At 70.9% G+C, this 18,982-nt stretch carries 9 protein-coding genes and 1 pseudogene; 8 read left to right on the top strand and 2 right to left on the bottom strand.

All coding sequences use genetic code 11. The annotated features are described in order from the left end of the window. Positions 1 to 42 precede the first annotated feature (42 nt). Positions 43 to 3,057 carry a bifunctional [glutamine synthetase] adenylyltransferase/[glutamine synthetase]-adenylyl-L-tyrosine phosphorylase gene (locus tag ACZ7LS_RS01525; protein ID WP_385130118.1) on the top strand — a complete coding sequence of 1,005 codons (3,015 nt, stop codon included), beginning with the start codon at positions 43 to 45 and terminating at the stop codon, positions 3,055 to 3,057. Between the two features lie 102 nt (positions 3,058 to 3,159). Here ACZ7LS_RS01525 and ACZ7LS_RS01520 read toward each other — a convergent pair whose 3' ends face one another. Beyond that, on the bottom strand, positions 3,160 to 4,080 hold the full coding sequence (locus tag ACZ7LS_RS01520; protein WP_385130120.1) for a phosphatase PAP2 family protein: 921 nt from the start codon (positions 4,078 to 4,080) through the stop codon (positions 3,160 to 3,162). A gap of 109 nt (positions 4,081 to 4,189) precedes the next feature. Continuing rightward, positions 4,190 to 5,233, bottom strand: coding sequence for a LacI family DNA-binding transcriptional regulator (locus ACZ7LS_RS01515; RefSeq protein WP_382518606.1), 1,044 nt, complete (start codon positions 5,231 to 5,233; stop codon positions 4,190 to 4,192). Between the two features lie 339 nt (positions 5,234 to 5,572). On the opposite strand from ACZ7LS_RS01515, the gene ACZ7LS_RS01510 reads away from it, so the two are divergent. From ACZ7LS_RS01510 to pulA, 7 genes and pseudogenes are all read left to right on the top strand, one after another. Further along, positions 5,573 to 6,847: an extracellular solute-binding protein gene (locus tag ACZ7LS_RS01510; RefSeq protein WP_382518607.1), complete on the top strand. Its 1,275-nt coding sequence runs from the start codon at positions 5,573 to 5,575 to the stop codon at positions 6,845 to 6,847. A 31-nt stretch (positions 6,848 to 6,878) separates the two neighbouring features. After that, positions 6,879 to 7,907 carry a carbohydrate ABC transporter permease gene (locus ACZ7LS_RS01505; protein ID WP_382518608.1) on the top strand — a complete coding sequence of 343 codons (1,029 nt, stop codon included), beginning with the start codon at positions 6,879 to 6,881 and terminating at the stop codon, positions 7,905 to 7,907. Next, positions 7,904 to 8,797, top strand: a complete 894-nt coding sequence (locus tag ACZ7LS_RS01500) for a sugar ABC transporter permease (RefSeq protein WP_382518611.1) — start codon at positions 7,904 to 7,906, stop codon at positions 8,795 to 8,797. Before ACZ7LS_RS01505 ends, ACZ7LS_RS01500 begins: the two co-directional genes overlap by 4 nt. 99 nt (positions 8,798 to 8,896) lie before the next feature. Beyond that, positions 8,897 to 10,579, top strand: coding sequence for a glycoside hydrolase family 13 protein (locus ACZ7LS_RS01495; protein WP_382664160.1), 1,683 nt, complete (start codon positions 8,897 to 8,899; stop codon positions 10,577 to 10,579). Continuing rightward, a complete protein-coding gene (locus ACZ7LS_RS01490) occupies positions 10,564 to 11,679 on the top strand; it encodes a LacI family DNA-binding transcriptional regulator (protein ID WP_382664158.1) in 1,116 nt (371 codons plus the stop codon). Before ACZ7LS_RS01495 ends, ACZ7LS_RS01490 begins: the two co-directional genes overlap by 16 nt. Before the next feature lie 149 nt (positions 11,680 to 11,828). Beyond that, positions 11,829 to 13,208: pseudogene (locus tag ACZ7LS_RS01485) on the top strand (alpha-amylase); the annotation flags it as partial. A 238-nt stretch (positions 13,209 to 13,446) separates the two neighbouring features. Then, the gene (gene pulA / locus ACZ7LS_RS01480; RefSeq protein ID WP_385130125.1) at positions 13,447 to 18,825 is read left to right on the top strand and encodes a pullulanase-type alpha-1,6-glucosidase; all 5,379 of its coding nucleotides are present in this window, start codon (positions 13,447 to 13,449) and stop codon (positions 18,823 to 18,825) included. The last annotated feature ends 157 nt before the right edge of the window (positions 18,826 to 18,982 follow it).

Here is an 18,982-nt window from a genome sequence, read left to right as displayed (position 1 = left end):
GAGCTTTGGTCGGACGGGGTCGTGGACAGGAGACGGGCGAACATGGCGCTGCCGGGACGCAGGAGCAGTACTTTCACCCGCCTGCTGCGGCACGGCTTCACCGATCCCTCCGCCGCCGAGCGGCTGCTCGACGCCCCCGCGATGTCACCCGTACGGTCCGATCCGATGCTCCTCGACGCGCTCGGCGCCACCGCGGACCCCGATCTCGCGCTGCGCGGGCTCGTCAGGCTGGCGGAGGCGCAGCGGCCCGAGGAGCTGCGGGTGCTGCTGGACACCGTGGTGACGGCGAAGCCGCTGCGGGACCGGCTGCTCGGAGTGCTCGGCGCGTCGGAGGCGCTCGGGGACCATCTGGTCAGACACCCGGGGGACTGGCACGTACTGGTCACCTACGAACTGGCCGATCTGCACCCCGGCGTCGAGGAGTTCGAGCGCGGACTCGCCGAGGCGGCCGACCCGGTCTCGCTGCGGGTCGCCTACCGCCGCTGTCTGCTGGCCATAGCCGCCAGGGACGTCTGCGGGACGGCGGACTTCGCCCAGACCGCCGCCGAACTGGCCGATCTGGCGACCGCGACCCTGCGCGCCGCCCTCGCGATCGCCAAGGCGGCCGCGCCCGAGGACGCCGCGCTGTGCCGGCTCGCGGTGATCGCGATGGGCAAGTGCGGCGGCCATGAGCTGAACTACGTCTCGGACGTGGACGTGATCTTCGTCGGCGAGCCCGCCGACGGGGTGGGCGGCGCCGCCGAGGGCATCGACGAGGGCAAGGCCATCCAGGCGGCGACCCGGCTGGCGTCGCATCTGATGCGGATCTGCTCCGAGTCGACCATCGAGGGCTCCATCTGGCCGGTCGACGCGAATCTGCGCCCCGAAGGCCGCAACGGGCCGCTCGTGCGGACGCTGAGCAGCCATCTCGCGTACTACCAGCGCTGGGCCAAGACCTGGGAGTTCCAGGCGCTGCTGAAGGCCCGCCCGGTGGCCGGCGACCCGATGCTCGGCGCCCAGTACATCGAGGCGGTCTCCCCGCTGGTGTGGCAGGCGTCCGAGCGCGAGCACTTCGTCTCCGACGTGCAGAAGATGCGCCGCCGGGTCGTCGACAACATCCCGCCCGGCCAGGTGGAGCGGGAGCTGAAGCTCGGGCCCGGCGGGCTGCGGGACGTCGAGTTCGCCGTACAGCTCCTCCAGCTGGTCCACGGCCGCAGCGACGCCTCGCTGCACAGCGGCTCGACCCTCGAAGCGCTGACCGCGCTGGCGGCGGGCGGTTATGTGGGCCGGGCGGACGCGGCGCAGCTGGAGGAGGCGTACCGCTTCCTGCGCTCCATGGAGCACCGCATCCAGCTCTTCCGGCTGCGCCGTACCCATCTGGTGCCCGAGGACGAGGCTGATCTGCGCCGCCTCGGCCGCTCGCTCGGACTGCGGGGCGATCCCGTCGCGGAGCTGAACCGGACCTGGCGGCGGCACGCCTCGGTCGTACGGCGGCTGCACGAGAAGCTGTTCTACCGGCCGCTGCTCGACGCGGTCGCCCAGCTCGCGCCCGGCGAGATCCGGCTCAGTCCGCGGGCGGCCCGGCAGCGGCTCGAAGCGCTCGGTTACGCCGACCCGGCCGCCGCGCTGCGGCATCTGGAGGCACTGTCGTCCGGTGTGAGCCGCAAGGCGGCGATCCAGCGGACGCTGCTGCCGGTGCTGCTCGGCTGGTTCGCGGACTCCGCCGACCCCGACGCCGGGCTGCTCGGCTTCCGCAAGGTGTCGGACGCGCTCGGCAAGACCCCCTGGTATCTGCGGCTGCTGCGGGACGAGGGCGCCGCGGCGGAGAATCTCGCGCGGGTGCTCTCGGCCGGCCGGCTCGCGCCCGATCTGCTGCTCCGCGCCCCCGAGGCGGTGGCCATCCTCGGCGACCCCCAGGGGCTCGCCCCGCGCGGCCGTGACCCGCTGGAGCAGGAGGTCCTGGCGGCGGTCGGGCGCGCGGAGACGGCGGAGGGCGCGGTCGCGACGGCCCGTGGGATGCGCAGGCGTGAGCTGTTCCGTACGACCGCGGCGGACATCATCGGCTCGTACGGTACGGAGGAGAGCCCCGCGGAGGAGGACCCGGGGGCGCTGGTCGACCGGGTGGGCAACGCGGTCACGGATCTGAACGCGGCGACCCTCGCGGGCGCCCTGCGCGCCGTCGTACGCGAGCGGTGGGGCGACACGCTGCCGACCCGCTTCGCGGTCATCGGCATGGGCCGGTTCGGCGGCCACGAGCTGAGCTACGGCTCCGACGCGGACGTGCTCTTCGTCCATGAGCCGCGCGAGGGCGTCAGCGAGCACGAGGCGGCGCGCGCCGCGAACGAGGTGGTCGCCGAGATGCGGCGGCTGCTTCAAGTCCCCACCTCCGACCCGCCGCTGCTGATCGACGCGGATCTGCGGCCGGAGGGCAAGAGCGGCCCGATGGTCCGTACGCTCGCCTCCTACGCGGCGTACTACCGGCGCTGGGCGCTGGTCTGGGAGAGCCAGGCGCTGCTGCGCGCGGAGCCGATGGCGGGGGACGCCGAGCTGGGTCGCCGCTTCATCGAACTGGTCGATCCGCTGCGGTATCCGGCGGAGGGCCTGGGCGAGGACGCGGTACGGGAGATCCGCAAGCTGAAGGCGCGGATGGAGACGGAACGGCTGCCGCGCGGCGCCGATCCGACGCTCCACACCAAGCTGGGCCGGGGCGGGCTCTCCGATGTCGAATGGACGGTCCAGCTGCTCCAGATGCGGCACGGCTGGGCGGAACCCGGCCTGCGCACCACCCGTACCCGGGAGGCGCTGGCGGCGGCCTGCGCGGCGGACCTGCTCTCGACGGAGGACGCGCGGATCCTGGACGAGGCGTGGGTGCTGGCGACCCGGGTCCGCAACGGCGTGATGCTGGTCAGGGGCAGGCCGGGCGACACCTTCCCGTCGGACGGGCGGGAACTGGGCGCGATGGGCCGCTATCTGGGGTACGGGCCGGGGCATGTGGGCGACATGCTGGACGACTACCGCCGTACGACGCGCAGGGCGCGGGCGGTGGTGGAGGAGCTGTTCTACGGGGCGGCCACCTGACCTCGCGGGCTCGGATCCTGAGCCCGCGGGCTTCCCGCACGCTTCCCGCGGGCTTCGGCCGGCCGAGCCCGTGCCCGTGGATTCTGCCGAGCCCGGACCGGCTCAGGCGGGACGCCGGAGGCGGCGCTGCCACCGCGGCCGGTCGTCCTCCACATGGCGGGGCAGCCGGTACGGCGGCGAGCCGTACCAGGCGTACGAGACCGCGACGCCGAACGCCAGGCAGAGCATGCCGCCCACCGCGTCCAGCCAGAAGTGGTTCGCGGTGGCGACGATCACCAGCAGTGTGAGCGTCGGATAGAGCAGGCCGAGTATCTTCGCCCAGGGCGCCGAGGCGAGCGCGAAGAGGGTCAGCCCGCACCAGAGCGACCAGCCGATGTGCATCGACGGCATCGCCGCGTACTGGTTCGACATGTGCTTGAGGTCACCGGAGGCCATCGAGCCCCAGGTCTCGTGGCGCAGCACGGTGTCGATGAAGCGCTGCCCGTTCATCAGCCGCGGCGGCGCCAGCGGATACAGGTAGTAACCGAGCAGCGCGACCGCCGTGGTGGCGAACAGCACCAGCCGGGCGGCGGCGTAGCGGCCCGGATGGCGTCTGAAGAGCCAGACGAGCACGCCGATCGTGACGATGAAGTGCAGCGTCGCGTAGTAGTAGTTCATGCCGACGATCAGCCACGTCACCGAATTCATCGCGTGGTTGATGGTCTGCTCGACCGCGATGCCCAGGGACTTCTCCGCCTCCCAGATCCAGTCCGCGTTCCGCAGGGCCTTGGCCTTCTGCTCCGGGACCGCGTTGCGGATCAGGGAGTACGTCCAGTAACTCACCGCGATCAGCAGGATTTCGAACCAGATCCGCGGACGGCGGGGCGCTCTGACGCGCTGCAGCCAGGTGCGGTCCTCGGCCGTGTCCGTGGCCGCCGCCGCCTCACCGCTCGTGCCCGCGACCGCCTCCTCTTCAGGGATGGGTGACGGGGTCGCCGTACGGCCGCGCAGGCCTTCCTGTGTCTTCACGGTCGATTCACCCATAGCGAGAGAGTCTGCCAGATTCCCGTTCCCGACCGATCATCCCCCGGACGGGTTCGGGCCGCATTCGCTACACCTCAGGGACGACTCCGCGGCACATCTCAAGCACGACTCAGCGGCCCCGATATTCCCTGGGATCCGGGGCGGGACCCGAGGCGGTTGAACCGCGTACCACCAGCTCGGGCATGAAGACGAATTCGCTGTGCGGGGCGGGCGTACCGCCGATCTCCTCCAGGAGCGTACGGACCGCGGCCTGGCCCATCGAGGGCACCGGCTTGCGGATCGTCGTCAGCGGCGGATCCGTGAAGGCTATGAGGGGCGAGTCGTCGAAACCGACGACCGACAGGTCCCGGGGTACGTCGAGACCGAGCCGCCGCGCCGCCCTGATCGCGCCCAGGGCCATCATGTCGCTCGCGCACACCACCGCCGTACAGCCGCGCTCGATCAGCGCGGAGGCCGCCGCCTGGCCGCCCTCCAGAGTGAACAGCGACTGCTGGATCAGTTCGTCCGCCTCCGCGGAGGAGAGCCCCAGCAACTCCTGGACCGTGGCGCGGAAACCCTCGATCTTGCGGAGGACCGGCACGAAGCGCCGGGGGCCGACGGCGAGCCCGATCCGCTGGTGGCCGAGCGAGACGAGATGGGTGACCGCGAGCCGCATGGCCGCCCGGTCGTCGGGCGAGATGAAGGGCGCCTGGACCTTCGGCGAGAAGCCGTCCACGAGGACGAACGGCACACCCTGGGCGCGCAGCTTCTCGTAGCGCCGCATGTCGGCGGAGGTGTCGGCGTGCAGCCCGGAGACGAAGATGATGCCGGAGACGTCCCGTTCGACGAGCATCTCCGTCAGCTCGTCCTCGGTGGAGCCGCCGGGGGTCTGGGTCGCCAGCACCGGCGTGTAGCCCTGCCGGGTCAGCGCCTGGCCGATGACCTGCGCCAGGGCCGGGAAGATCGGGTTCTCCAGCTCGGGGGTGATCAGTCCGACCAGCCCGGCGCTGCGCCGGCGCAGCCGTACGGGACGTTCGTAACCGAGGACGTCGAGCGCGGCGAGTACGGACTCGCGGGTGGTCGCGGCAACCCCGGGTTTGCCGTTCAGTACGCGGCTGACCGTCGCTTCGCTGACCCCCGCCTGAGTTGCGATATCGGCAAGCCGTGCGGTCATGTCAGTGGACTGTACCGGGCGTATGTCGGATTGCCCACCGTGCCCGGCGCCAAGTGATCGCGGCAAGCTCTTGCAAGATCTTGCGAGGACTTCCGGCCGCGCTGCCGCAGGAGGCGCGCGATCCGGCCGGGACCGGTGCTGAGCTGCGGAGTCCACCCCTGCCAGCACCTGAGGGTTCCCGTCAAGAGGTTGGCCGGCAATCGACAGGACACATGCCGGTAACGATCAGCCGTCCTTGCAGAAATATTCCGCAAGGTCTTTCGGCCATCTTGCAAGGCTGTTACGTTCACGTCCGACCCGGCGCCGCGACGGAGCGGTACGGCAGTTGAAGGAGTTCGGATGCGACGTGGCATAACGGCCACCGCCCTGGCCGCGACCCTGGCCCTCGCGGCGACCGCCTGCGGCAGCGACAGTGACACAGGCGGCGGCAAGAGCTCGGGCGGCGAGCTCTCGGGAACGGTCACCTGGTGGGACACCTCGACCGTGGGCAGCGAGGACAAGGTCTTCAAGCAGCTCGCCGAGGGCTTCGAGAAGAAGCACCCCAAGGTCGACGTCAAGTATGTCAACGTGCCCTTCGGCGACGCCCAGAACAAGTTCAAGAACGCCGCGCAGTCCGGCTCCGGGGCGCCCGACGTGATCCGCTCCGAGGTCGCCTGGACTCCCGAGTTCGCCGATCTCGGCTATCTCGCCCCGCTGGACGGCACCCCGGCGCTGAAGGACGAGAAGGACTTCCTCGCGCAGGCCGCCGCCTCCACGAAGTACAACGGCAAGACCTATGCCGCGCCGCAGGTCATCGACTCCATGGGCATCTTCTACAACAAGAAGATCTTCAAGGACGCCGGCGTCGAAGTCCCCAAGACCGTCGACGAGTTGAAGACCGTATCGAAGACGATCAAGGACAAGACCGGTAAGACCGGCCTCTATCTGCGCGGCGACGACGCCTACTGGTTCCTCTCCTTCCTGTACGGCGAGGGCGGCGACATGGTCGACGCGAAGAACAAGACCGTCACCGTCGACAACCCGGCCGGTGTCAAGGCCATGACCGTCGTCAAGGACCTGGTCGACTCCGGCGCCGCCAAGACCGACGCCACCGACGGCTGGGAGAACATGCAGTCGGCCTTCAAGGACGGCGATGTCGCGATGATCATCAACGGTCCCTGGGCCGTCGCCGACACCTACGGCGGCGCGCAGTTCAAGGACAAGGCCAACCTGGGCATCGCCCCCGTACCGGCCGGCTCCGTCGCGCAGGGCTCGCCGCAGGGCGGCCACAACCTCGCCGTCTACGCGGGCTCCAAGAACCTGGACGCCTCCTACGCGTTCACCGAGTACATGACCTCCGCCGAGAGCCAGACCAAGGTCGCCGAGGAACTGAGCCTGCTCCCGACCCGTACGTCCGTCTACACCCGGCCGGGCGTCGCGGACAACGAGATCGTCGGCTTCTTCAAGCCCGTCGTGGACAAGGCCGTCGAGCGCCCCTGGATCCCGGAGACCGGCAGCCTCTTCGCGCCGCTGGTGACCGAGTACACCAAGGTCCTCACCGGCCAGAGCGCCCCCGCCAAGGGCGCCAAGGACACCGGCGACGCCTACCGCAAGCTGCTCAAGGGCTGGAAGTAACGGGTAACGGGGAAGGAAGGCGGGCCGGCTGATGGCTGTCCACACCAGCCAGTCGGTGGCGTCGGCCGCGGGCGATGACCTCGCTCGCGGCCGCGGCCGCGGCACTGGCAAGGCACCCGGCGCTGCCGGGGTGCCGACGAGACTCCGGCGCGGTGTCTCGACCCACTGGTACGCCTGGGCCATGGTCGCCCCGGTGGTGGCCGTGATCGGCGTGATCATCGGATATCCGCTGGTCCGCGGCGTCTATCTGTCGCTCACCGACGCCAACGAGCGCAACGTCGAGCGCAGCATCGGCGTCAACCACCTGCCCGCCACCTACGAGTTCGTCGGACTCGACAACTACGCCGACGCGCTGACGGGCGATCAGTTCCTGGGCACCCTCGGCTGGACCCTGGTGTGGACGGTCTCCTGCGTCAGCGTCACCTTCGCGCTCGGCCTCGGCCTCGCCAGCATCCTCAACCGCCGGATCGCGGGCCGCTCCTTCTACCGGATGCTGCTGATCCTGCCCTGGGCCGTCCCCGGCTTCGTCTCCGTCTTCGCCTGGCGCTTCCTCTACAACGAGGACCGCGGCTTCCTCAACAAGCTGCTCGCGGGCGGCGGCATCGACGCCGTGCCCTGGCTCAACGACCCCACCTGGGCGAAGTTCTCGGTCATCGCCGTGAACATCTGGCTCGGCGTGCCCTTCATGATGGTCGCGCTCCTCGGCGGGCTCCAGTCCATCCCGGGGGAGATGTACGAGGCGGCCGAGATGGACGGCGCCAACGCCTGGCAGCGGTTCCGCCACATCACCCTGCCGGGGCTGCGCTCGGTCAGTACGACCGTGATCCTGCTCTCCACCATCTGGACCTTCAACATGTTCCCGGTGATCTTCCTGCTGACCCGCGGCGGACCCGGTGAGGCCACCCAGATCCTGGTCACGCAGGCGTACAAGTTCTCCTTCGAGATCAGCCCACGCGACTTCGCGCAGTCCTCCACCTGGGGCGTGCTGATCCTCGTCCTCCTGATGCTCTTCGCCGCCGTCTACCGGCGCGTCCTCCGTAAGCAGGGAGATACGTGGTGACCACCGCCGCCCCCGCCCCTGAGCGGACCGCCCCCGCCCCTGAGCGGACAGCCGACGTCCCGCGCCGCGGCCACCGTTCACCGCTGGCCTCGGTCGCGCTGCACGCGACCCTGATCGTCGCGTCCGTGATCGCCGTGTTCCCGGTGCTGTGGGTCTTCCTGACCTCGCTCAAGCCCGCGAGCTACGCCACGACCACGGACTTCTTCAAAGAGACGACGTTCGAGAACTACACGAACCTGCTGCGGGACACCCCGTTCCTCACCTGGTTCGGCAACTCCCTGCTCATCGCGGGACTCACCACCCTGCTCGGGGTGTTCGTCGCCGCCACCACCGGCTACGCCGTCAGCCGCTTCCGCTTCCCCGGCAAGCGCGGGCTGATGTGGACGCTGCTGGTCACCCAGATGTTCCCGGTCGCCGTCCTGATCGTGCCGATCTACAACATCATGGCGGGCCTCGGACTGCTCAATCAGTCCGCCGGCCTGGTGATCACGTATCTCACCATCGCCGTCCCCTTCTGCGCCTGGATGATGAAGGGCTTCTTCGACACCATCCCCCGGGAGATCGACGAGTCCGGGATGGTGGACGGGCTGACCCCGTTCGGCACCTTCTACCGGCTGATCCTGCCGCTCGCCAAGCCGGGGCTCGCGGTGACCGCGTTCTACTCGTTCATCACCGCCTGGGGCGAAGTGGCCTACGCCTCCGCCTTCATGGTCGGCGACGAGAACCTCACGCTCGCGGGCGGCCTCCAGAAGTTCGTCAACCAGTACGGCGCCCAGTGGGGCCCCATGACCGCCGCGTCCGTCCTCATCGCGATCCCCGCCGCGCTGGTCTTCCTCTTCGCGCAGCGCCATCTCGTCACCGGCATGTCCGCCGGCGCCGTCAAGGGCTGAGCGGCCTTGCCCTTACCACCGAGTCCGTACGACGACGGCGGCGCGCGGGACCTGACCGGCCGCGCGCCGCTCCCCACCCCCAGACACCACAGGGACGACATGACCCAGCACCTCGCTGCCCCTCTGACCGGCACGTCCGACGACGCCCCGGGCCACCCCCACGGCTGGTGGCGGGACGCGGTGATCTACCAGGTCTATCCACGCAGTTTCGCCGACGGCAACGGCGACGGAATGGGCGATCTCGACGGAGTACGCCGCCGCCTGCCGTACCTCAGGGACCTGGGCGTCGACGCCGTCTGGCTCAGCCCCTTCTACGCGTCCCCGCAGGCCGACGCGGGTTACGACGTCGCCGACTACCGCGCCATCGACCCGATGTTCGGCACCCTGCTGGACGCCGACGCGCTGATCCGTGACGCCCACGAGCTGGATCTGCGCGTCATCGTCGACCTCGTCCCCAACCACTCCTCCGACGCGCACGAGTGGTTCAAGCGCGCCCTGCGCGAGGGTCCCGGCTCCGCGCTGCGCGAGCGCTACCACTTCCGGCCCGGAAAGGGCGCGGACGGCGAACTCCCGCCCAACGACTGGGAGTCCATCTTCGGCGGCCCCGCCTGGACCAGGACCACCGACCCGGACGGCACCCCCGGCGACTGGTATCTGCATCTCTTCGCCCCCGAGCAGCCCGACTTCAACTGGGACCACCCCGCCGTCGCCGACGAGTTCCGCTCGATCCTGCGCTTCTGGCTGGACATGGGCGTCGACGGCTTCCGCGTCGACGTCGCCCACGGTCTGGTGAAGGCGGCCGGCCTGCCCGACATCGGCGACACCGGCCAGCTCAGGCTGCTCGGCAGCGCCGACGGCGGCACACCGTTCTTCGACCAGGACGGCGTGCACGAGATCTACCGGCAGTGGCGCCGCATCCTCGACGAGTACCCCGGCGAGCGGATCGCCGTCGCCGAGGCATGGACCCCGACCGTCGAGCGCACCGCGAACTACGTACGCCCCGACGAACTGCACCAGGCGTTCAACTTCCAGTATCTGAGCACCTCATGGGTGGGCGCCGAGCTGCGCGAGGTCATCGACGTCTCGCTCGCCGCGATGCGCCCCGTCGGCGCCCCCGCCACCTGGGTGCTCTCCAACCACGACGTCACCCGGCACGCCACCCGCTTCGCGAGCCCGCCCGGCGGCGCCACCCAGACCCGCGAGGCCGGCGACCGTACGCTCGGACTGCGCCGGGCGCGCGCGGCGACCCTGCTGATGCTGGCCCTGCCCGGCTCCGCCTATGTCTACCAGGGCGAGGAACTCGGGCTGCCCGATGTCACCGACCTGCCCGACGAGGCCCGACAGGACCCGTCGTACTTCCGCGCGGACGGCCAGGACGGCTTCCGCGACGGCTGCCGCGTGCCCATCCCCTGGACACGCGAGGGCAGTTCATACGGCTTCGGCGGCGGGGGCAGCTGGCTGCCGCAGCCGGAGGGCTGGGGCGCGCTCAGCGTCGAGGCGCAGACCGGCGACCCCGGCTCCACCCTGGAGCTGTACCGGGCGGCACTGGCCGCGCGCAAGGAGCACCCGGGGCTGGGCGCGGGCGACTCGGTGGAGTGGCTGGACGCGCCCGAAGGCGTGCTCGCGTTCGCCAGGCCCGGCTTCGTCTGCACGGTCAACACCACCGACACGGCGGTACGGATCCCCGCGCAGGGCCGGGTGCTGGTGGCCAGCGGCCCGGTGGCCGTGGCAGGAGCCGAGGCCGAACTGCCCGCCGACACCACGGTGTGGTGGACGGTGTGACCGACCTCCTGCCGCCGGGTGGCGACGGACGCCTCACCGCGGGTACGCCGAGGCTCGCTGACATAGCGGGCCGGGCGTCGGTGAGCGAGGCGACCGTCAGCCGGGTCCTGAACGGCAGGCCTGGCGTCGCGGAGACGACGCGTCAGCGGGTGCTCGCGGCGCTCGACATCCTCGGGCACGAGCGGGACGAGCGCTCCCGGCAGGAGGAGCGCTCCCCGCGCGGCCCCAGGCAGCGCGGGGCCGGGCTGATCGGGCTGGTGACCCCCGAACTCACCAACCCGGTCTTCCCGGCCTTCGCCCAGGCCGTCGAGCAGGTCCTGGCCGGGCACGGCCACACCCCGGTGCTCTGCACCCAGCTGCCCGGCGGCGCCACCGAGGACGAACTCGTCGAACAGCTCGTGGAGCGGGGCGTCGGCGGCATCGTCTTCCTGTCCGGGCTGCACGCCGACACCTCGGCGGACCCGGCGCGCTACGCCGCGCTCGCCGCGCGCGGTGTGCCGTACGTACTGATCAACGGCTACAACGAACGAGTCAGCGCGCCCTTCGTCTCGGCGGACGACCACGCGGCCGTACGGATGGCCGTCGGCCACCTCGCCGAGCTGGGCCACCGCAGGATCGGGCTGGCGACGGGACCGCAGCGGTACGTGCCGTCCCGCCGTAAGCGCGAGGGCTTCCTCGACGCGTCCGTCGGACTGCTGGGCCTGGCCTGGAGCGAGGCCGAGGAGCTGGTGTGCTCCACGCTGTTCGGCGTCGAGGGCGGGCAGGTCGCGGCGGGCGCGCTGCTCGGCCTCGGCTGCACCGGCATCGTCTGCGGCAGCGATCTGATGGCGCTCGGTGTGGTGCGCGCGGCCAGGGAGCGCGGGCTCGGCGTGCCGTACGACGTCTCGGTCGTGGGGTACGACGACTCGCAGCTGATCGCCTTCACCGATCCGCCGCTGACCACGGTCAGACAGCCGGTACGGGCGATGGCGGCGGCGGCCGTCGCCGCGCTGCTGGAGGAGATGGCGGGCAGTCCCGTGCAGCGCACCGAGTACGTCTTCCAGCCCGAGCTGGTGGTACGCGGCTCCACCGCGGGAGCGCGCGTACCCCGGCACCACTGACCATTTCCGCACCACCGCACCACCGCACCACCGCACGTGCACGGAGCCGCACCACAGGTGTTACCGAGAGCCGCACCATCCGCACCGCACGCACCATCCGCACCACCGTCACCCGTACCTCCCCCCACCAGTGTTGTTGGAGGAACCGAATGGCTCGCAGAACTCTGGCCGCCACGCTCGCCCTCGTGGCGGGCGCCACCGCCGCGCTCACGGTCCCCGCCGGGACCGCCCAGGCCGCGCCGCCCGGCAACAAGGACGTCACCGCCGTACTGTTCGAGTGGCGCTTCGACTCCATAGCCAAGGCGTGCAAGGACACCCTCGGCCCGGCCGGCTACGGCTACGTACAGGTCTCGCCGCCCCAGGAGCACATCCAGGGCGGCCAGTGGTGGACCTCGTACCAGCCCGTCAGCTACAAGATCGCCGGGCGGCTCGGTGACCGCGCCGCCTTCTCGAACATGGTGAACGCCTGTCACGCGGCGGGCGTCAAGGTCGTCGCCGACTCCGTCATCAACCACATGTCGGCCGGTGACGGCACCGGCACCGGCGGCTCCTCGTACACCAAGTACAACTACCCCGGCATCTACTCGGGCGCCGACATGGACGACTGCCGGTCGCAGATCAACAACTACGGCGACCGCGGCAACGTACAGAACTGCGAACTGGTCGGGCTCGCCGATCTGGACACCGGCGAGGAGTACGTACGCGGCCGGATCGCGGCGTACCTCAACGACCTGCTCTCGCTCGGCGTCGACGGCTTCCGGATCGACGGCGCCAAGCACATGCCGGCCGGTGACCTCGCCAACATCAAGAGCAGGCTGAGCAATCCGGGCGCCTACTGGAAGCAGGAGGTCATCTACGGCGCGGGCGAGGCCGTCTCGCCGACCGAGTACCTCGGCAACGGCGACGTCCAGGAGTTCCGGTACGCCCGCGACCTGAAGCGGGTCTTCAACAACGAGAACCTCGCCTATCTGAAGAACTACGGCGAGGGCTGGGGCTACATGCAGTCGGGCAAGTCCGCCGTCTTCGTCGACAACCACGACACCGAGCGCGGCGGCGACACACTCAGCTACAAGGACGGCGCGAACTACACGCTCGCCAATGTCTTCATGCTGGCCTGGCCGTACGGCTCGCCCGATGTGCACTCCGGCTACGAGTGGAGCGACAAGGACGCCGGCCCGCCCAACGGCGGCACGGTCAACGCCTGCTACAGCGACGGCTGGAAGTGCCAGCACGCCTGGCGCGAGATCTCCTCGATGGTCGCCTTCCGCAACACCACACGCGGCCAGGCCGTCACCAACTGGTGGGACAACGGCGGCGACCAGATCGCCTTCGGCCGGGGCTCCGCGGGCTATGTGGCCATCAACCACGAGGGCTCCTCGCTCACCCGGACCTTCCAGACCTCGCTGCCGGGCGGTACGTACTGCGATGTGCAGAACGGCAGGACGGTGACGGTGAACGGATCGGGACAGTTCACCGCGACGCTCGGCTCGAACACCGCCGTCGCGCTGCACACCGGTGCCCGCACCTGCTGACCACCGGCCCTGAGCCCCCTGCGCCGAGCGGCTGACACCGCCGCCGACGCACAGGAAACGGCCGTCCGGCGACCGCCTCCCCGCCTTCCGTCGCCGGACGGCCCCTTCCCGTACCCCGGCCCCTTCCCGTACCCCGGCCCCTTCCCGTACCCCGGTCACTCGCCGGTCCCCTGATCCGCCCGACCCCCCGAGCCACCCCCCGATCCCTTGATCCCGCACATCCGAGGAGATCCGCGTGAAACGCCCGCCCCTGCGAAGAACGGCCACCGCCGTCCTCGCCGCCGCCCTGTGCGCGGCGCTGGTACCCGCCCTGCCCGCCGCCGCGTCGGTGGCCGACCGGCCCGCCGCGTCCGCGCCGCCCGCCCCGCCGTCGGACGCCCGGCTCGCCGCCGAGCCCGCGCGCCACGATCTGACCCGTGAGCAGTTCTACTTCGTCCTGCCCGACCGGTTCGCCAACGGCGACAGGACCAACGACCGCGGCGGGCTGACCGGCTCGCGGACATCCACCGGATACGACCCCACCGACAAGGGCTTCTACCAGGGCGGCGACCTCAAGGGCCTGACCGACAGGCTCGACTACATCAAGGGCCTCGGCACCACCGCGATCTGGCTCGCGCCGATCTTCAAGAACAAGCCGGTGCAGGGGGAGGGCAAGGACGCCTCGGCCGGCTACCACGGCTACTGGATCACGGACTTCACACAGGTCGACCCGCACTTCGGCACCAACGCCGAGCTGACGAAGCTGATCGACAAGGCCCATGACAAGGGCATGAAGGTCTTCTTCGACGTCATCACCAACCACACCGCCGACACCGTCGACTACGCGGAGAAGGAGTACGGCTACCGGCCCAAGGGAGCCTATCCGTACCTCGACAAGGACGGCCGCCCCTTCGACGACCGCGGGACCGGCGCGCGGAAGGGCATCGCGAAGGCCGACGCGGACTCCTTCCCGTACACCCCCGTCGTGCGCACGGGCGAGAAAAAGGTCCCGGCCTGGCTCAACGACCCGATGATGTACCACAACCGCGGCGACTCGACCTTCGCGGGCGAGAGCGGTGAGTACGGCGACTTCTCCGGGCTGGACGATCTGTGGACCGAGCGCCCCGAGGTCGTCTCGGGGATGGAGAAGATCTACCAGAAGTGGGTCCGCGACTTCGGCATCGACGGCTTCCGCGTCGACACCGTCAAACACGTCGACCTGGACTTCTGGACCCAGTGGGCGACGGCGCTCGACACGTACGCGGCCGAGCGCGGCCGGGACGACTTCTTCATGTTCGGCGAGGTCTACTCGTCGGACACCGCGGTCACCTCGCCGTATGTGACCCGGGGGCGGCTGGACGCCACACTCGACTTCCCCTTCCAGGACGCGGCGCGCGCCTACGCCTCGCAGGGCGCGCCCGCCGAGCGGCTCGCGAAGGTCTTCGCCGACGACTACCGCTACACCAGCGACAAGGCCAACGCCTATGAACAGGTGACCTTCCTCGGCAACCACGACATGGGCAGGATCGGCACCTTCCTCGCCCAGGACAACCCGGACGCCGAGGACGCCGAACTGGTCGGACGGGCCAGACTCGCCAACGAGCTGATGTTCCTGTCCCGGGGCAACCCGGTGATCTACTACGGCGACGAGCAGGGCTTCACGGGCGCGGGCGGCGACAAGGACGCCCGCCAGACGCTCTTCGCCTCGAAGACCGCCGACTATCTGGACGACGACCAGCTGGGCACGGACCGTACCCACGCCTCGGACGCCTACGACCCGGCACACCCGTTGTACCGGTCGATCGCCGCGCTCTCGAAGCTCACCAAGGCCCACCCCGCGCTGCGGGACGGTGTCCAGACGGAGCGGTACGCGAAGGACTCGGTCTACGCCTTCTCCCGCACCGACGCGGCGGGCGCGAAGGCGCGTACCGAGTACGTCGTCGCCGTGAACAACGCCGCCGACGCCAAGACCGTGGAGATCCCGGTCGGCTCGGCCGCGGGCACCGACTTCCGTACGCTGTACGGCGGTTCGGGCGCCGGTACGGTACGCGCCGGAGACGGCTCCACCCTCAAGGTGACCGTACCCGCGCTCTCCTCGCTCGTGCTGAGGGCGGCGAAGCCGCTGCCCGCCCCCGCCGCCGCGCCCGCGATCACCCTCAAGGCCCCGGCGCCCGGCGCCACCGGCACCGTCGAACTCACCGCGGAGGTCACCGGCGGACAGCTCAACCGGGTCGTCTTCGCCGCCCAGACCGGCAACGGCGAGTGGCGGACCCTCGGCACCGCGGACCACGCCCCGTACCGGGTCACCGACCACGTGGCCACCGCCGCCGGAACGCCCCTGCGCTACAAGGCCGTCGTCGTCGACGGCACGGGGCGTACCGCGAGCGCCACCGCCGCCTCGACGGCCGGACAGACGCCCGCGCCGGAGAAGCCGAGCGCGGTCGAACGGGACTACGCCGTCGTCCACTACCAGCGGCCCGACGGCGACTACGAGGGCCGGCGGCTGACGTCCGGCTCCACGACCGCCGCGTTCACCGGCCGTGACGCCTATGGCGCCTTCGCCTGGATCAAGGTCCCCGAGGGCGCGTCGAGCATCCCGTACACCGTGGAGAAGCCCGGCGCCCCGGACGACGGGCCGCGGCGGACCGTCGATCTCGCGCGCACCGGCCAGGTCTGGATCACGCAGGGCGCGGACGGCCAGTCGGAGCAGGCCCCCGACGGCGCCTACCCGCCGCAGGACACCACGAAGGCGACCGTCCACTACCGGCGCGCGGACGGCGACTACGACGGCTGGGGGCTGCACACCTGGACGGGCGCGGCCTCGCCGACCGACTGGGCGAAGCCGCTCCAGCCGGTACGGCAGGACGCGTACGGCGTGACCTTCGAGGTCCCGCTCGCCGCCGGTGCCACCTCGCTCAGCTACATCCTCCACAAGGGCGACGAGAAGGACCTCCCCACCGACCAGTCCCTGGACCTCGCCACCTACGGCAACGAGGTGTGGCTGCTCGCCGGGCAGCCCAAGTACCTGCTGCCACAGGCCGGTTCGTCCCCGAGCCTCGACCTCACCAAGGCCGAGGCCCAGTGGATCGACACCGACACCGTCGTCTGGAAGGTGAAGGCCACCGCCGCCACCAGCCAGCAGCTGGTGTACGCGCGCGACGGCGGCATCACCGTCCAGGACGGCGCGCTGTCCGACGAGGGGCAGTGGCTGCGGCTCGCGCCCGCCGCGCTCACCGACGCGCAGAAGGCCGCGTACCCGCACCTCAAGGACTACCCGGCCTTCACCGTGGACGTACGCGACCGGGACCGGGTCCGCGACTCGCTCTCCGGACAGCTGATCGCCACCCAGCGGGCCGCCAACGGCGCGCTGCTCGCCGCCACCGGCGTACAGACGCAGGGCATCCTCGACGACCTCTACGGCGACCGGGCGGTCAAGGCGTCGCTCGGCCCGGTCTTCACCGGCGGGCGGCCCGTCCTCTCCCTCTGGGCACCGACCGCGCGGCGCGTCGCCCTCGAACTCGACGGCCGTACGGTCCCGATGAGGCGCGACGCCGCGTCCGGCGTCTGGTCGGTCAAGGGCGAGCGGAGCTGGGCGGGCAGACCGTACCGGTACGCGGTGACGGTCTGGGCGCCGAGCGTCCAGAAGGTCGTCACCAACAAGGTGACCGACCCCTACTCGACCGCGCTCACCACGGACTCGGCCCGCAGTCTCGTGGTGGATCTGGCCGATCCGAAACTGGCCCCCCAGGGCTGGTCCACGCTGAAGAAGCCCGCCGCCGTCCCGCTGCGCGACGCACAGATCCAGGAGCTGCACATCCGCGACTTCTCGGTCGCGGACCGCACCTCGGACCACCCGGGCCGGTATCTCGCCTTCACGGACCGCGACTCCGACGGGATGAAGCGGCTCGCGCGGCTGGCGGACTCCGGCACGTCCTACGTCCACCTCCTGCCGGCCTTCGACATCGGCACGATCCCGGAGCGCCCCTCCGACCAGGCCACGCCCGGCTGTGACCTGAAGGTGTACGCGCCCGACTCGCCGGAACAGCAGGCGTGCGTGGCGCGGACCGCCGCGAAGGACGCGTACAACTGGGGCTACGACCCGCTGCACTACACCGTGCCGGAGGGCTCCTACGCCTCGGACCCGGAGGGGACCCGCCGTACCGTCGAGTTCCGGCGGATGGTGCAGTCGCTCAACGGCACCGGGCTGCGGACGGTCATGGACGTCGTCTACAACCACGCCGTGGCGAGCGGCCAGGCGGACAAGTCCGTTCTCGACAAGATCGTGCCCGGCTACTACCAGCGGCTGCTGCCGGACGGCTCCGTCGCCACCTCCACCTGCTGCGCCAACACGGCGCCCGAGAACGCCATGATGGGCAAGCTCGTCGTGGACTCGATCGTCACCTGGGCCCGGGAGTACAAGGTCGACGGCTTCCGCTTCGACCTGATGGGCCACCACCCGAAGGCCAACATCCTCGCCGTACGGAAGGCGCTGGACGCGCTGACCCCGGCGAAGGACGGAGTCGACGGCAAGAAGATCATCCTCTACGGCGAGGGATGGAACTTCGGCGAGATCGCCGACGACGCCCGCTTCGTCCAGGCCACCCAGAAGAACATGGCCGGGACCGGGATCGCGACCTTCTCCGACCGGGCCAGGGACGCGGTGCGCGGCGGCGGGCCCTTCGACGAGGACCCGGGCGTCCAGGGCTTCGCCTCCGGTCTCCACACCGACCCCAACTCCTCCCCGGCCAACGGCACCCCCGCCGAGCAGAAGGCCCGGCTGCTGCACTACCAGGACCTGATCAAGGTGGGGCTGACCGGCAGCCTCGCCGACTACACGTTCACCGACACCTCCGGCCGTACGGTCCGCGGCTCCGAGGTCGACTACAACGGCGCACCGGCCGGCTACGCGGCCGTCCCCGGCGACGCGCTGGCCTACGCGGACGCCCACGACAACGAATCCCTCTACGACACGCTCGCCTTCAAGCTGCCGCCGTCGGTCCCGGCCGCCGGCCGGGCGAGAGCGCAGGTCCTCGCGATGGCGACCGCCACGCTCTCCCAGGGCCCGGCACTCTCCCAGGCGGGCACGGACCTGCTGCGCTCCAAGTCGCTGGACCGCAACTCCTACGACAGCGGTGACTGGTTCAACGCGATCCACTGGGACTGCCGCGACGGCAACGGCTTCGGCCGGGGGCTGCCGCCCGCCGCCGACAACGAGGACAAGTGGCCGTATGCCAGGCCCCTGCTGACGGCTCCGGGGCTCACGCCCGGCTGCGCGGAGATCGACGGCGCCTCGGCCGCGTACCAGGATCTGCTGCGGATCCGTGCCACGGAACCGGCGTTCAGCCTCACGTCCACGGACGCGGTCAGGTCCGCGCTGACCTTCCCGCTGTCCGGGCCCGGTGAGACCCCGGGTGTGATCACCATGCGGCTCGGCGATCTGGTCGTGGTCTTCAACGCGACCCCGACGGCCCGGGACCAGCGGGTGACGGAGCTGGCGGGGCGGCCGTACGCGCTGCACCGGATCCAGGCCGGGGGAGCGGACCGTACGGTCAAGGAGGCCCGTTACGAGCGGCAGTCGGGGACGTTCACCGTGCCCGCGCGGACCGTGGCGGTCTTCGTGGCACAGGGAGCGTGAGCGGCGTGTGAGGGTCTCGGCCGCGTGCCCCGGGCTGTCCGCCGGAGCACGCGGCCGGGAGCGCGCCGGTTCGGGAGCGCCGGTTCGGGAGCGTGCGCGGATGACGGTGGGAGCCCGCCGGTGCCTGAGTCCGCCGGTGTGAACCCGGCCGTACGGG

This window comes from Streptomyces sp. NPDC039430 (assembly GCF_055639435.1).
This window is presented reverse-complemented; position numbering and strand designations above follow the sequence as displayed.